This window comes from Citricoccus sp. I39-566 (assembly GCF_031432995.1).
GTDB lineage: Bacteria > Actinomycetota > Actinomycetes > Actinomycetales > Micrococcaceae > Citricoccus > Citricoccus nitrophenolicus_A.
This window is the reverse complement of sequence record NZ_CP133842.1, coordinates 317,375-331,009: the sequence shown is the minus strand read 5'-3', so window position 1 is coordinate 331,009 and position 13,635 is coordinate 317,375. Positions and strand designations below refer to the sequence as shown.

General features: G+C 70.4%; 14 protein-coding genes, 1 tRNA gene and 1 other RNA gene. 7 read left to right on the top strand and 9 right to left on the bottom strand.

The features are described 5' to 3' along the window. Nucleotides 1-2: 2 nt before the first annotated feature. Genes RE421_RS01580 through ehuB form a run of 4 tightly spaced genes read right to left on the bottom strand, consistent with a single transcriptional unit; the run spans nucleotide 3 to nucleotide 3,212 of the window. Nucleotides 3-845, bottom strand: coding sequence for an amino acid ABC transporter ATP-binding protein (locus tag RE421_RS01580; RefSeq protein WP_309813197.1), 843 nt, complete (start codon nucleotides 843-845; stop codon nucleotides 3-5). After that, nucleotides 829-1,491 carry an ectoine/hydroxyectoine ABC transporter permease subunit EhuD gene (gene ehuD / locus RE421_RS01575; protein WP_309813194.1) on the bottom strand — a complete coding sequence of 221 codons (663 nt, stop codon included), beginning with the start codon at nucleotides 1,489-1,491 and terminating at the stop codon, nucleotides 829-831. Before ehuD ends, RE421_RS01580 begins: the two co-directional genes overlap by 17 nt. Further along, entirely contained in the window at nucleotides 1,491-2,228 is a 738-nt protein-coding gene (locus RE421_RS01570; protein ID WP_309813192.1) for an amino acid ABC transporter permease, read from the bottom strand. Before RE421_RS01570 ends, ehuD begins: the two co-directional genes overlap by 1 nt. A gap of 6 nt (nucleotides 2,229-2,234) precedes the next feature. Beyond that, the gene (ehuB, locus tag RE421_RS01565) at nucleotides 2,235-3,212 is read right to left on the bottom strand and encodes an ectoine/hydroxyectoine ABC transporter substrate-binding protein EhuB (RefSeq protein WP_309813189.1); all 978 of its coding nucleotides are present in this window, start codon (nucleotides 3,210-3,212) and stop codon (nucleotides 2,235-2,237) included. A gap of 253 nt (nucleotides 3,213-3,465) precedes the next feature. On the opposite strand from ehuB, the gene RE421_RS01560 reads away from it, so the two are divergent. Beyond that, entirely contained in the window at nucleotides 3,466-4,248 is a 783-nt protein-coding gene (locus RE421_RS01560) for a GntR family transcriptional regulator (protein ID WP_309813185.1), read from the top strand. Nucleotides 4,249-4,255: 7 nt separating this feature from the next. On the opposite strand, the gene recR is transcribed toward RE421_RS01560, so the two are convergent. The 4 genes from recR to ffs form a co-directional block, all read right to left on the bottom strand. Then, nucleotides 4,256-4,855 (bottom strand): recombination mediator RecR, encoded by a 600-nt coding sequence (recR, locus tag RE421_RS01555; protein ID WP_309813183.1) that lies wholly within the window; start codon nucleotides 4,853-4,855, stop codon nucleotides 4,256-4,258. A gap of 97 nt (nucleotides 4,856-4,952) precedes the next feature. After that, nucleotides 4,953-8,207 carry a DNA polymerase III subunit gamma and tau gene (locus RE421_RS01550; protein WP_309813180.1) on the bottom strand — a complete coding sequence of 1,085 codons (3,255 nt, stop codon included), beginning with the start codon at nucleotides 8,205-8,207 and terminating at the stop codon, nucleotides 4,953-4,955. Further along, nucleotides 8,204-9,271: a tRNA glutamyl-Q(34) synthetase GluQRS gene (gene gluQRS / locus RE421_RS01545; RefSeq protein ID WP_309813178.1), complete on the bottom strand. Its 1,068-nt coding sequence runs from the start codon at nucleotides 9,269-9,271 to the stop codon at nucleotides 8,204-8,206. The genes RE421_RS01550 and gluQRS overlap by 4 nt, the downstream gene beginning before the upstream one ends. Before the next feature lie 44 nt (nucleotides 9,272-9,315). After that, nucleotides 9,316-9,412, bottom strand: an RNA gene (gene ffs, locus RE421_RS01540) — signal recognition particle sRNA small type. A gap of 127 nt (nucleotides 9,413-9,539) precedes the next feature. Here ffs and RE421_RS01535 point away from each other — a divergent pair. The 4 genes from RE421_RS01535 (at nucleotide 9,540) to RE421_RS01520 (ending at nucleotide 11,574) form a co-directional block, all read left to right on the top strand. Next, a complete protein-coding gene (locus RE421_RS01535) occupies nucleotides 9,540-9,998 on the top strand; it encodes a hypothetical protein (protein WP_309813175.1) in 459 nt (152 codons plus the stop codon). Nucleotides 9,999-10,061: 63 nt separating this feature from the next. Further along, nucleotides 10,062-10,763 carry an O-methyltransferase gene (locus tag RE421_RS01530; protein WP_309813171.1) on the top strand — a complete coding sequence of 234 codons (702 nt, stop codon included), beginning with the start codon at nucleotides 10,062-10,064 and terminating at the stop codon, nucleotides 10,761-10,763. Between the two features lie 116 nt (nucleotides 10,764-10,879). Then, a tRNA-Ser gene (locus RE421_RS01525) sits at nucleotides 10,880-10,964 on the top strand. A 106-nt stretch (nucleotides 10,965-11,070) separates the two neighbouring features. Next, nucleotides 11,071-11,574, top strand: coding sequence for an ASCH domain-containing protein (locus tag RE421_RS01520; RefSeq protein WP_309813169.1), 504 nt, complete (start codon nucleotides 11,071-11,073; stop codon nucleotides 11,572-11,574). A 69-nt stretch (nucleotides 11,575-11,643) separates the two neighbouring features. On the opposite strand, the gene RE421_RS01515 is transcribed toward RE421_RS01520, so the two are convergent. Next, nucleotides 11,644-11,898, bottom strand: a complete 255-nt coding sequence (locus RE421_RS01515; RefSeq protein WP_309813166.1) for a hypothetical protein — start codon at nucleotides 11,896-11,898, stop codon at nucleotides 11,644-11,646. A 152-nt stretch (nucleotides 11,899-12,050) separates the two neighbouring features. Between RE421_RS01515 and RE421_RS01510 the strand changes: the two genes are divergently transcribed. Together RE421_RS01510 and RE421_RS01505 are read left to right on the top strand one after the other, a co-directional pair. After that, a complete protein-coding gene (locus RE421_RS01510; RefSeq protein ID WP_309813160.1) occupies nucleotides 12,051-12,335 on the top strand; it encodes a hypothetical protein in 285 nt (94 codons plus the stop codon). A gap of 141 nt (nucleotides 12,336-12,476) precedes the next feature. After that, nucleotides 12,477-13,634: an acetyl-CoA C-acetyltransferase gene (locus tag RE421_RS01505; RefSeq protein ID WP_309813156.1), complete on the top strand. Its 1,158-nt coding sequence runs from the start codon at nucleotides 12,477-12,479 to the stop codon at nucleotides 13,632-13,634. The last annotated feature ends 1 nt before the right edge of the window (nucleotide 13,635 follow it).

Here is a 13,635-nt window from a genome sequence, read left to right as displayed (position 1 = left end):
CGTCAGCGGGTGCCGATCTGCCCCTCGCCGAGCACGGCCCGCAGGAACTTCTTGGTGCGGTCGTGGGTGGGGGCCGTGAACATCGTGTGGGGGTCGGAGTCCTCCACGATCGAGCCGCCGTCGAACATCAGCACGCGGTCCGAGACGTCCCGGGCGAACTGCATCTCGTGCGTGACGATCAGCATGGTGATGTCCGTGGTCTCGGCGATGTTCCGCAGGATCCCCAGGACCTCGTCCACGATCTCCGGGTCCAGGGCGGAGGTGACCTCGTCCAGCAGCAGGATCTCCGGGTCCATGGCCAGGGCACGCGCGATCGCCACACGCTGCTGCTGGCCGCCGGACAGGGACGAGGGATGGGCGTCCGCCTTGTCATCCAGCCCGACCTTGTGCAGCAAGTCCTGGGCCTTGGCCCGGGCGTCGTCCTTGGACTGGCCCAGCACGTGGATGGGGGACTCCGTGATGTTCTCGATCACGGTCATGTTCGGGAACAGGTTGAACTGCTGGAAGACCATGCCGATCCGGGTGCGGGTCCTCTTGATCTCCTTGTTGGACAGCCGCACGCGCCGGCCACCCTCGACCCGGTGGGTCAGGGGGTCCCCGTCAATGAGGATCAACCCGTCCGTGGCCTCCTCGAGCGTCATGACCAGCCGCAGGATGGTCGTCTTGCCGGACCCCGAGGGACCGATCAGGGTGACGCGCTCGCCCTTGTTCACGTGGAAGTTCAGGTCCTTGAGGACCACGTTGTCACCGAAGCGCTTCTCCACGTCCCGGAACTCGATGATCGGTGCGGGGGCCCCGGCCCGCGCACCGGGGGTGGTGGCGGTGGGGTCAGTAGGCGTAGGCAAGGCGCTTCTCCAATCGGCGGATGAGAACGGAGGTGGGGTAGCTGGCCAGCAGGAAGATGATGCCAGCCAGGGTGATGGCCTCCACGTAGCGGAAGTTGTTGCCGCCGAAGATCTGGGCGGCGTTGACCATCTCCACCACGCCGATCACCAAGAGGAACGGGGTGTCCTTGAACATCGAGATGGCGTAGTTGCCCAGGGCCGGCACGGTGGCCCGCAGGGCCTGGGGGATCACGACGGCGGTCCAGGTGCGTCGCGTGGACATGGACAGTGCCGTGGTGGCCTCCCACTGGCCCTTCGGGACCGCGTCGATCCCGGCGCGGTACACCTCGGACATATAGGTGGAGTAGTGGATACCGAACACCACGATCCCGATGGGGATCGCGTCGAACATGAGGAACGTGTAGTAGGCGAACAGTAGCTGCACCACGATCGGGGTCATGCGGATGAAGCTGACGATCCACTTGACGATGCCGGAGATCGGTTGCGGCGCCAGGCGGATGATCATGGCCCAGACGAGCCCCAGCGCGGCGGCGATCAGGGTGGAGAGGACGGTCACCAGCAGGGTGACGGTGAGGAAGCCCTCGAGGACCTCCGGGAGGGCCTGGAACGCCAGATCCCAGTTCCACAGGTCGCGTTGGCTCTCCATCAGACTCCACCTCCTGCCGTGGACAGGGCGTCCTTGTTGGTCGGTGTGGGCGAGAGGACCTCACGCAGCGAGGGGCCGCGGCCCAGCCGGTTCTTCGCGCGCGCCTCCAGGGCGTTCATGAACAGCGTCAGGATCAGCGCCAGGACGAAGTAGCCCACCAGCCCGACGGCGGCATAGGCCCAGAAGGTGTTCGTCTCCCGCGTGAGCTGGTCCAGGTAGAAGGTGAAGTCCCGCAGCAGGATGACGCTGACGATGGCGGTGCCCTTGAGCAGGTGCACCAGCAGGCTGGCCAATGACGGGATCATCAGGGCCCACGCCTGCGGGAAGATCACGCGGCGCATCCGGTGGACCGGGGACATGGACAGGGCCGTGGTGGCCTCCCACTGGCCCTGCGGCACGGAGGCGATCGAGCCGCGCACGACCTCCGCGCAGTAGGCGCCGTAGTTCAGGCCGAGGGCCAGCACCCCCACCACCATCCCCGGCAGCTCCAACCCGAACTGGGGCAGCACGAAGAAGATGAAGAACAGCTGGACCACCAGCGAGGTCCCGCGGAAGAACTCGATGATGATCCGGCCGGGGATGGCCAGGGCCTTGTTGGAGGCCCCGGCCATCAACCCGAGGATCACCGCCAGCACGAGGGACAGTGCCGAACCCATGACCGTGAGCTGGATGGTCACCCACAGCCCCTGGGCCAGGAACGGCCAGGCCTCGGCGGTGGCCTGAAGGTTCTCAAGCACCGGCTATCAGCCCAGGTCGCCCGCGCAGAGCTGCTCGGTGGTCAGGTCCTCCGGGGGGAGGTTCTCGGCGGTGAAGCCGTAGTCACCCACCACCTCCAGATAGGTGTCCTCGGACTCGGTGACAGAGGCGAGGGCCTCGTTGTAGGCCTCCAGCAGGTCGGTGTCGTCCTGGCGGAACACGGTGCCGCCGGCGCCGATCTGCTCCACGCCGTCGATCACCTGGACGAAGGCGTCGGTGGTCTCCACGCCGGCGTCCGGGTTCTCCTCGGCCAGGGTGTTCAGCGAGATCGCGGTCATGGCGAAGGCGTCCGCGCGGCCGTTGGCCACGGTGTCCATACCGGTCTGGGCGTCCGGGACGGACTGAACGTCCAGTCCGAGGGACTCGGCGTAGCCGGCCTCGATGCCGCCGGCCAGCACGGCCAGGTCCACGCTCTCGCCGGCATCGATCTTCTCCTTGACCGAGTCCAGGTCGGTCAGGCCCAGGGGGTTGCCCTCCTGGACCATCAGCGTGGTGGTGTACATGATCTCCGGATCGGAGAAGGCGGCCTGGGCGCAGCGGTCCGGAAGGATGGACATGCCCGCGGAGACCGCGTCGAAGCGGCCGGCGTTCAGGCCAGGGATCAGCGAGTTCCACTCGACCAGCTCGGCCTCGACGTTCTCGATGCCCATGTCCGCGAAGATCTGCTCGTGCATGGCCACAGTGGCCCCGGCGGGCTCGCCGTCCTCGAGGTAGGAGTAGGGGACCTCGCCGGCGATGCCGACGGTGATGGTGCCCTCCTCCTGGAGGCGTTCCAGGGTGTTGCCGGCCGCGGCCGTGGTGCCCTCGCCGCCCTCCGGGCTGCCCTCGGATCCGGCGTCGCCGCCCCCGCAGGCGGTGAGCATCAGGGCGGAGGCGGCCAGCAGGCCCGCGCCCTGCAGGAGGCGCCGGGAGGTGCGGTGGCGGGCGACCGGGGGTGTCGCGGTGGTCAGGTGCTGGATGGTCATGGCGTGCTCCTCAGCTGCCCGGACCTCCCGAGGCTGCCGGCGGGGGAGGCCGGTGGTGCGATGGATGACGGTGCGTGAATCTAGGTGCGTTGCGGGCAGCCTCCGCCCGACGCTAGCAGACTGTGAACGGGGTCACCATCAGAACGTCGACCTGAAGAATGTCGACAATATAACGATTCGCGTGGAAGGATCGGAGTCCGCTGCATGGTCCGCTGCGTGGAATGATCGTGGTTGCGTCGAAAGGAACCGCCCCATGAACGAGACCCAGGACCGGGATGCCCTCCGCCGGAACGGCCCGGTCACCAGGCCTCTGGTGAACATGGTGCGCCGTCCGTCCACGGTGGACCTCATCGCCGTGGAGCTGCGCAACGCCATCTACGGCGGCACCCTGCTCCCGGGCTCTTCCGTGCGTGAGGCCGAGGTGGCCTCTCAGCTCGGGGTCAGCCGCGGCCCCCTGCGCGAATCGGCCCAGCGCCTGGTCCAGGAGGGGTTGCTCGTGGCCCGCCCCGGAGCCGGCCTGCGCGTGGTCACCGTGGGCGTCGACCAGGTGGCGGAGCTGTACGCGGCGCGCCTGGCGATCGAGGGGGCCGCCGTGCGGCACCTCGCCGGGCTCGAGCCCGCGGACCGGGAGCGGCACGTGGGGACCGTCCGGGACCTGTTCTCGGCGCTGGAGGCGGCCCTCGCGGACGGCTCGGATGCCCGCCGGATCGGGGACGCGGACCTGGACCTGCACTTCGGGCTGGTGGAGGCCACCGGGAATCTGCGGATGACGGCCATGGCCTCCACGCTGATCGTCCAGACCCGCCTGGCCGCGTTGTCCCACCGGGACGGCTACGTGGTGCGCACGGACATCCTGGACGTCCACCGGACCCTGATGGGACAGATCTCCGACGGCGAGGGGCTGGCTGCCGAGCGGACCCTCGCCGAGCACTTCCAGCAGACCGTGGACCGGCTGCTGGGCCGGCTGGAGGAGCCCTTCAGCACGGTGACCGGCGAGGCCGACGGCTCACACTTCTCCTTCAACCGCCTGCCCTGACCTCGCCTCAGCCGGCCACGTTGCGGCGGCCCTCGAAGGCCCGCCCGAGCGTGACCTCGTCGGCGTACTCCAGGTCGCCGCCGACCGGCAGGCCTGAGGCCAGCCGGGTGACCGTCAGTCCGGTGGAGCCGAGCATGCGGGACAGGTACGTGGCCGTGGCCTCGCCCTCCAGGTTCGGGTCCGTGGCGAGGATGACCTCCTCGATGGTCGCATCCTGGAGCCGAGTGAGCAGCTCGCGGATGTGCAGCTGATCAGGTCCGATGCCCGCGATCGGATTGATGGAGCCGCCGAGCACGTGGTACCGGCCGCGGAACGTGCGGGTCCGCTCGATCGCCATGACGTCCTTCGACTCCTCCACCACGCACACCTGCGTCCCGTCGCGCCGCTCGTCGCGGCAGATGGCGCAGGTCTCCTGCTCGGAGATGTTGAAGCAGATCGAGCAGAGCTTGACCTTGTCCTTGACCGTGCGGATCGCCTCCGCCAGGCGGAGCATGTCCTCGGCATCCGCCTCCAGGATGTGGAAGGCGATGCGCTGGGCGGACTTCGGCCCGATCCCGGGCAGCCGCCCGAGTTCGTCGATCAGGTCCTGGACCGCACCTTCGTACACGCTACCGACCACCTTCTGCGTTCTCTGCGTTGCTGGACCGGCCGATGGGCCGGTGGATACGGTTCCCGCCGGGCGGCGGAGGGGCGCTCAGGCCGGGTCAGGACAGGGGACTGCCGTCCAGCATCCGTTCCTCGATGAAGCGGCCGCCCAGCAGCCGTTCCACCACCTTGCGCCCGGCGATGCCGGATTCCTCGATGGTGATGTCGTCCTCGCTGGGAACCTCGTCACCCCAGCTTACGGACCCGGACGCCGCCGCCCCGTCCGCACCGCCGGTGGAGGGGCCCGACGCCGGCCCCGTCACCCCGGGTGCACCGGGCTGGCCTGGCCGTGCCCCCGCCCCGGCCGACGCAGACGGCCCGGCTGCGGAGGCCTGCGACTGGTTGTACTGCTCCATCATCTGCTGGAACCGGCTCGCCCGCCGTTGGTGCGGCGAGTCTGCGGCGGGGGACGGCGCCGCGCTTGGGGCGCCCGTCGAGGTGCCGCCCGGAGTGCTGGCCGAGTCGGCGGAGGGCGCGTCGGCCGGCGTCCTGCCGGTCGGTCCGGATCCGGCCGCGCGGCGCTCGGCCCGCATCTCCGCCTCGGACCTGGCGAACGACGGGATGCCGCCCAGCCCGGGTTCGGGCCGGGGGATGGGAGCGTGAGCGGGCTCGGGCCGCGGAACCGGCGTGGAGCTGGGCTCCGGCCGGGGAATGGCCGACGCGCCAGGCTCCGGCCGGGGGATCCGAGAGGCGTCGGGTTCCGGCCGGGGGATCGCGGGCGCCGCCGGCTCGGGAGCGGGGATGGCGGGCGCGCCGGGCTCCTCGCCCCACTGGCGGGCGTAGCCGTCATCGTCCTCCGGCTCGGGCTCCTCGTCCCAGGGAGGGGGCACATCCTCGTCTGGGTAGGCACCGCCCGGGCCGGCCCAGTCGGAGACGGGAACGTCGTCGGCCGGCAGGTCCTCCGGAACCGTCGGCTGGCTCGGCTCAGCGGCGCTCAACCCGACGGGCTCATCGCTCTTCAGGGCATGGCCCGTCTCGAGGCCCGCCCCCGGAACGGTATTGCTGGCATCGTGCACCGGCCCCGCTGCCTCGACAGGTGCCGCCTCAATTGGTGCGGTGGCCTCGACTGCCTCGGTCGTCTCCACCGGTGCCGCCGTCTCGGGCCGGGAGGCCGCCGTGGTCGGGGTGTCAGCCGCCGGAGTGTCCTGCGGGGCATCGGCCGCCGGCGTGTCCTGGGAGGTATCCACCGGAGGGGTGGGGACGGACGGTGCTGCCGGTGCGGGGGCCGCCGGGGTGGGGCGGCCCTCAGCTTTTGGGCCGGGACCACCCGCGGGTGCGGACCCCCCGGTGATGAGGTCCAGTTGGGGCTGGATCCCGAGGACCGAGTGGACGGCCTCGGCGATGGTGCGGTCCCCGCCGCGGCGCTGGACCGTGTCCCGGGGGCCGTCCCCGGAGAACCCGATGGTCAGCAGCTGGCCGTCGAAGCCCGCCACGGAGGCGTTCTGCGAGACGAGCATCCAGATGAGCCGCGAGTGCTCCTCCAGATACGCCAGGATCTCGGGCCACGCCCGCCGGATCATCTCCACCTGTCCGGCGCTGCCGCCCTGGGGGGACGACGCCGGCTGCGCGGGTTCCGGACGCCGCGTCACCTCGTGCGCCACCTCCTGCGCGGGCTCGGGGCGCGCAGGGGCAGCGGGCTCCGGACGGAACGCACCCTCCGTAGCGGTGCGCTCGGTGGGTGCATCCGGTTGCGCGGGACGTTCGGCCGGCTCGGCCGGTGCGGCCAGTCCGGACTGGGCACCCTGCTCCGGTGCGGACTGCTCTGGCTCGGGCACGAAGCCCCAGCCGCCACCCCAGTCGGGGGACGGCGCGGTGGTGGGCCGCTGCGGCGCCGAGGGAGTCTCGGGCTCGGCCGCCGGGGAGGCCACGGTCTCGGCCGGCCCGGTTGCTGGCTCTGCAACCGGCCCCGAGTTCTCTACGGCCTCCCCGCGCTTCATGGCGGCGCGGGCCAGCGCGGCTCCGGACAGCCCCGCGGCCGCGGCGGCGCCGCCCTGGGGCTGCGCCGGCTGTTCACCGGGAGCCGGCCGGCCGGCATCGGGTCGTGCGGCGCCGGGTTGAGAGGCCGACGGACCAACCTCCGGCGACGGGCCTGCGGAACGGGCCGGGCCGGCGTCGTGCGGGGCGGGGTGCTCGGTGGGCTCCGGGGACCCGCCGTAGGCGAGCCGGCGCTCGATCCGGTCGAGGCGGGCGGCCAACCCGCGTTCGGTGGCGTCCGTGGTGGGCAGCATCAGCCGGGCCATCAGCAGCTCGAGGTGCAGGCGCGGGCTGGTGGCGCCGACCATCTCGGTCAGGGCCTGGTTGGTGATGTCCGCGGCGCGGGAGATCTCGCCGTGGCCCAGCTGGGCGGACTGGGTCTCGAGGCGGCGGACCTGGTCCTCGGGCATGCCGTGCAGCACGGCGGGAGCTGACTCCGGCATGGCCTTGACGATGATGAGATCCCGGAACCGCTCCAGCAGGTCCTCGACGAAGCGGCGCGGGTCCTGGCCGGACTGCACCACCCGGTCCACCACGCGGAACACGGTCTGGGAGTCGGCGGCGGCCACGGCGTCCACCACATCGTCCAGCAGGGCGTCCGGGGTGTAGCCGAGCAGGTTCACGGCCAGCTCGTAGCCGATCGCGCCCTCGGCGGCGCCGGCCATCAGCTGGTCCAGCACGGAGAGGGTGTCCCGCACCGAGCCGCCGCCGGAGCGGACCACCAGGGACAGCACGCCCGGCTCCACGTCCATGTTCTCCTGCACGCACAGCCGCTCCAGGTACTCCATGAGCGGCTCCGGCGGGACCAGCCGGAACGGGTAGTGGTGCGTGCGGGAGCGGATGGTGCCGATCACCTTGTCCGGCTCCGTGGTGGCGAAGATGAACTTGATGTGGGGCGGGGGCTCCTCCACGATCTTCAGCAGCGCGTTGAAGCCCGCCGAGGTGACCATGTGGGCCTCGTCGATGATGAAGATCTTGTAGCGGTCCCGCACGGGGGCGAAGGTGGCGCGCTCGCGCAGGTCGCGGGCGTCGTCCACGCCGCCGTGGGAGGCGGCGTCGATCTCGATGACGTCCAGGGCGCCCGAGCCGCCGGTGGCCAGCTCACGGCAGGACTCGCACACCCCACACGGGTGGCCCGTGGGGCCTTCGGCGCAGTTCAGGCAGCGGGCCAGGACGCGGGCCGAGGTGGTCTTGCCGCAGCCGCGCGGACCGGAGAACAGGTAGGCGTGGTTGACCCGGTCCTTGTCCAGGGCGGTCATCAGGGGCACGGTGACATGCTCCTGGCCGATGATGTCCTCGAAGGAGTCGGGACGGTAGCGGCGGTACAGGGCGGTAGTCACCTATGGAACCTTATCTTCTCTTCGGGGGTCCCCGCAGGGGCGGCGGGGGTCTGTGGAGGAGTCCACGGGGCATCCGGCACGGCGTCCGGGTCGAAGTGCTCCAGGGCCAGTTCCAGTGGCCCGGCCGGCAGCCCGAGCGAGTCCAGCAACAGGTCTCGCACCCGCTCCGGCGACCAGCCGCCGTCGGGCACGGCAGCCAGGTCGGCGAGGGTGACCGCACCGTCCCGCTTGGCCAGCCGCTGGCCGGCGGCGTTGAGCACGAGCGGGACGTGCACGTACTCGGTCTCCGGCGGCCGCCGGCCCGCGCGCCCGGACAGCAGCCGGGCCAGCCAGTCCTGCCGCGGCGTGGAGGAGAGCAGGTCATCGCCACGGACGACCTGGTCCACGCCCTGCGCGAGGTCGTCCACCACCACCGCCAGGTTGTAGGCGTAGGCACCGTCGTTGCGGCGCAGCACGAAATCGTCGACGCCGGCCTGGACCGTCCCGTTCAGCCGGTCCGTCACGCGGTGGACGGGGGCCTGGCCGTCCGGCAGGCCGGCGGCGCGGGCGGCGTCGATCCGCAGGGCGGCGGGACGGTCGCGACGGCGGCGCTCACGGTCGGCCGCGGAGAGGTTCCGGCAGGTGCCGGGATAGGAACCGGGCGGTAATACGGAGACCGGGGCATCCCTACTCGATTTGAGGTGATGTGCGGAGGGGGTGGGCTGTGCGGAGGGGGTGCGCTGCACGGGATGGGGTGCGCTCGTGGCCTCGGCGATGTCCTTGCGGGAGCAGAAGCACTCGTAGACAAGGCCGCCGTCCAGTCCGCCCAGGGTGGCGAGGGCCTCCTCGTAGAGGTGGATGCGCTCGGACTGGCGGACGGGTTCGGCGTCCCACGTGATGCCGATCGCCGCCAGGTCGGCGAGCTGCTCGGCCTCGGCGCCGGAGCGGACCCGGTCCAGGTCCTCGATGCGCAGCAGGAAGTCCCGGCCCGTGTGGCGGGCGAAGAGCCAGGCAAGGATGGCGGTGCGCAGGTTGCCCAGGTGCAGGGTGCCGGACGGGCTGGGGGCGTAGCGGCCTGCGGGCACGGGACCTCCGGACTGTCGGGCCGTCAGGGGACGTGTTGAAGGAAATTAAAGACCCCCCACGCACCTGCCAGAGCCCACCTACCCTTGCTACCTTCCGGTCCTGGGGGAGTTCAGCGAGATGACACCACGTGAGGGGCCGTCGTCCACCATACCACCGGAGGGCGGTGGTGCGCGGCTCGGTCGCATTTCTTCTACGATGTGTAGAAGAAAGTGCAGGGCAGTACCGACAACAAGCCGACGACAGTCCGACTGCAAGGAGAATGCCGCCATGTCCCCTGATCCCACCCGCCGATCCGCCGGAAACGCTCCCGCCAGCGCTGCCTCACCCGCTGCCGGCCCTCCCAGCCCCATGCCCGGGATCACCATCGGCGTCGGCGTGCTGCTCATCATCGTCGGCGTGATCGCCTACTTCACGTCCGGGGCCACGAGCTGGACTGCGCTCATCCCGGCCATCCTCGGGGTGCTGATCCTCATCGGCGGGTTGATCGGCCTGAAGAGCCCCAAGATCGGCGTCCATGCCGGACTGGTGTTGGCCCTGTTGGGAATCGTGGGCACGTTCATGAATGTCATGCAGCTGGGGGCGCTGTTCGCCGGAGAGGCAGAGCGGCCCGCCGCCGTCATCGCCAGCACCGTGACCTTCGTGGTGCTCGTGGTTTATGTGGTGCTGGGCGTCCGGTCCTTCATCCGCGCCAGCCGCTGGAAGCGTGTGGCCGACGCGGCTCACTGAGGCGCGGACCGGCGTCCGACTTCCTGTGCCGCTGCTCGGGCGAGCCGCGCCTACGCTGGGGGTATGACCTCACTGGAGCACTGGGCCGCCGTTGACGACTATCTTGTGGCGACAGCGATCCGCCCGGACGCAGCCTATGAGCGGACCCGCGAGGCGTCCCATGCCGCCGGCTTGCGGCCCATCGAGGTGCCGGCCGGGCAGGGCAAGCTCATGGGGCTCATCACCGAGCTGGCGGGGGCCCGCTCGGTGTTGGAGTTCGGCACCCTCGGTGGGTATTCGACGCAATGGTTCGCGGCCGCCGTCGGGCCCCAGGGCAGGGTGACCACGCTGGAATATGAGCCCCGCCATGCCGAGGTGGCCCGGCAGAACCTGGATGCGGCAGGGCTGGGCGAGCGCGTGGAGATCCGGGTCGGTGCCGCGCTGGAGACCGTGCGGGAGCTCATCGACTCCGGAGCCGGTCCGTTCGACGTGGTCTTCATCGATGCGGACAAGGCGAACAACGCGAACTACCTCGAGGCCGCGCTGCGACTCTCCCGGCCGGGGACCGTGATCATCGGAGACAACGTGGTGCGGGGCGGCCGGGTGCTGGACGACTCCAGCACCGGTGCTGACGCCGCTGATGTGGCCGGAATCCGCGCCTACCTGGAGCGCCAGGGCCAGGACCCGCGGCTGGATGGCACCGTCCTGCAGACGGTCAGCGGCAAGGGCTGGGACGGCTTCGCGCTGGCGATCGTACGGGAGGCTGACGCGGCCGCTGCGGGCTGAGCCGGTCACGGTGGGCGAGGCCCGAACGGCTCGATTGGTCCCCGGGGGCACCGGTCGGGTAGGATGAATCTCGCTCTTGCGTCGGTTGCCCAGTGTGGCCGGAGCGGGGCACGTCAGGAGGATTCGCCTAGCGGCCTATGGCGCACGCCTGGAACGCGTGTTGGGTTAACGCCCTCGGGGGTTCAAATCCCCCATCCTCCGCCGTGAGAGAAGCCCGGAAACGTATGTTTCCGGGCTTCTCTCGTGCGTCAGGAGGCCGGGTCCTTGTGCACCTCACGGTGGTCGGCCACTGCCTAGGCTGGGGCAGGTGACCACAACACCGGACCATCCACAGACCGCCTTCTGGCTCCGCGCCAGGACCGCCGCCCCCGCCCTGCCGTCGGAGCCGCCGGAAGCATGGGCCTTCGGTGCAACCGAGGACCACGCCGACGCCTTGCTGGAACTCGTCCTGGCCGGCACCAAGACGGCTACCGCGTCCTCGGCGTGGGACCTGGAGGCAACGGGCGAGCCCCTGCCGCAGGCCGGGACGTTCAGCGTGATCCTCGACGGAGCAGCACGGCCCCGGGCCGTCATCGAGACCACGGACGTGCGGGTGCTGCCCTTTGATGGGGTTGACGCTGACCACGCTTGGTCCGAAGGAGAGGGGGACCGGAGCCTGAGCGCTTGGCGGGAGATCCACGAGCGCTACTGGCGGTCTCATGCTGTTGACCCGCGCGGCTGGCGGCCGGACATGCCCGTGGTGTGCGAGCGCTTCCGGCTCATCTACCGTGAAGTCTCCGCCAGCCACTGCGTTCCTGCCCCGCCACAGTGATCTTTCCTGTGGCCCGGCAGGATGGCTGTGTAGCGCCGCCGGTTCGTGCTCCGTGGCCCCGGAGTGCTCCTACGGAAGGTAGCGGCGGTCGATGATGCCGAACTCATCCAGGTGGTCACCCAGGCGGAATTCCACGTAGGCCGGGGCCTCAGCGTCAGGCTGCTGGAGGTACGGGTCGATCCCGAGGGCCTGGGCGTACCAGTCCCGCGCCGCCACGACGTCGTTGGCGGGGATGTTGACCTGGGCTAGGCCTCGACAGGCGGACGGTGCGGTCTTCGGATGCTCCTGGAGGGGGACGTCGGGGATCCGGCGCCAGGACATCATGCGGTCTGGGGACTGGCCGGGACAACGGCTGGGCGGCGGCGAGAATCCCGCTCGATCAGGTGAGGTCAAGCTGATGTTGTGGTCATGCCAAGGTCCGGTGCGTAGGGATGATGACGGTGATCCATACCACTATCGAATGAAGGGTTAGGGCCATGCGCGGGAATCTCACCAACACCATCACAGCCGGCCTCGCGGCTGCTGCCGTCGGAGCGGGCATGATGCTCGCTGCCACTCCGGCTTCTGCGATGGGTGGCAACTACGAGTACTACTCCGAGGAGGGGTACAAGGAGCTCTACAACTGCTCGTCGGCACGATTCAACGCGATGGAAAGGCTGCAGAACGAGGGGAAGACCATCTATGGCGGCGGCGAGGATTGCCACTTGGCCGTCTACTCCAGGACGGTCGATCGGTACGCCTTCACCATCGTCTACAAGTAGGGCAGCCCTCGCCTGGGCACGGGCCTCCCGGGCGGTCGTCTGTCCACGTTGAGGGTGATCTGGACAACACCCCGGCCGCTGGGGAATGCTACTGACCAGTTCGTTCTTCCGATCTCCAGCAGCAGTTCCGAGAGGACCACCATGACCGAGGCCTACATCGTCGATGCCGTCCGCACCCCCGTGGGGCGCCGCGGCAAGGGCCTGTCCCACGTGCATCCGCTGGACCTGGCCGCGGCTCCGATCCGCGAGATCATCACCCGCGCGGGCGTGCACACGGAGCTCTACGACGAGGTGATCCTGGGCTGCATCGACCAGGTGGGTCCGCAGGCCATGGACATCGCCCGCAGCGCCTGGCTGGCGGCCGGCGGCTCCGAGTCGGTGCCGGGCACCACCGTGGAACGCCAGTGCGGCTCCGGGCAGCAGGCCATCCACTACGCGGCGCAGGCGGTCATGTCCGGCACGTCCGACCTGGTCGTGGCCGGCGGCGTGCAGTCGATGTCGGCCATCCCCCTGTCCTTCTCGAATCAGGCGGCCCGGGAGCTCGGCTTCAAGGACCCCTTCACCGGCTCCGCATCCTGGACGGAGCGCTACGGCGATCAGGAGATCTCCCAGTTCCGCGGGGTGGAGATGATGGTGGAGCAGTGGGGCTTCACCCGGGACCAACTCGAGGAGTACGCCGTCACCAGCCAGCAGCGCGCGCTGGCCGCCCGGGCCGCGGGCCGCTTCGATCGGGAGATCATCCCGGTCCCCGGCGCCGAATCCGTGACCGCAGATGAGGGGCCGCGCGAGCCGGACCTGGAGAAGATCCGCTCCCTGGACCCGATCCTGCCCGGCGGGGCGCACACCGCGGCCTCGGCCTCCCAGATGTCCGACGCCGCCGCCGCCCTTTTGATCGCCTCGCCGGACGCGGTGGAGCGGTTCAGCCTCACGCCCCGCGCCCGCATCCACCACCTCTCCGCCCGCGGCGCCGATCCCGTGATGATGCTCTCCGCCCCCATCCCCGCCACGAAGTACGCCCTGCAGAAGGCGGGGATGACCCTGGACGAGATCGACCTGATCGAGATCAACGAGGCCTTCGCCGGCGTCGTGCTCGCCTGGTTGCAGGAGACCGGCGCGGACCCGGAGAAGGTCAACGTCAACGGCGGGGCGATCGCCCTGGGCCACCCGATCGGTGCGACCGGCGCCCGCCTGATGACCTCGTTGCTGCACGAGCTCGAGCGCACCGGCGGCCGCTACGGCCTGCAGACCATGTGCGAGGGCGGCGGCCAGGCCAACGTCACCATCATCGAGAGGCTCTGAG

Excerpts from the sequence above, each read along its gene's own strand:
- RE421_RS01505 (WP_309813156.1), top strand. The coding sequence starts at position 12,477 with ATGACCGAGGCCTACATCGTCGATGCCGTCCGCACCCCCGTGGGGCGC.
- RE421_RS01560 (WP_309813185.1), top strand. The coding sequence starts at position 3,466 with ATGAACGAGACCCAGGACCGGGATGCCCTCCGCCGGAACGGCCCGGTC.
- RE421_RS01510 (WP_309813160.1), top strand. The coding sequence starts at position 12,051 with ATGCGCGGGAATCTCACCAACACCATCACAGCCGGCCTCGCGGCTGCT.
- ehuB (WP_309813189.1), bottom strand. The coding sequence starts at position 3,212 with ATGACCATCCAGCACCTGACCACCGCGACACCCCCGGTCGCCCGCCAC.
- RE421_RS01535 (WP_309813175.1), top strand. The coding sequence starts at position 9,540 with ATGTCCCCTGATCCCACCCGCCGATCCGCCGGAAACGCTCCCGCCAGC.
- ehuD (WP_309813194.1), bottom strand. The coding sequence starts at position 1,491 with ATGGAGAGCCAACGCGACCTGTGGAACTGGGATCTGGCGTTCCAGGCC.
- RE421_RS01530 (WP_309813171.1), top strand. The coding sequence starts at position 10,062 with ATGACCTCACTGGAGCACTGGGCCGCCGTTGACGACTATCTTGTGGCG.
- RE421_RS01515 (WP_309813166.1), bottom strand. The coding sequence starts at position 11,898 with ATGATGTCCTGGCGCCGGATCCCCGACGTCCCCCTCCAGGAGCATCCG.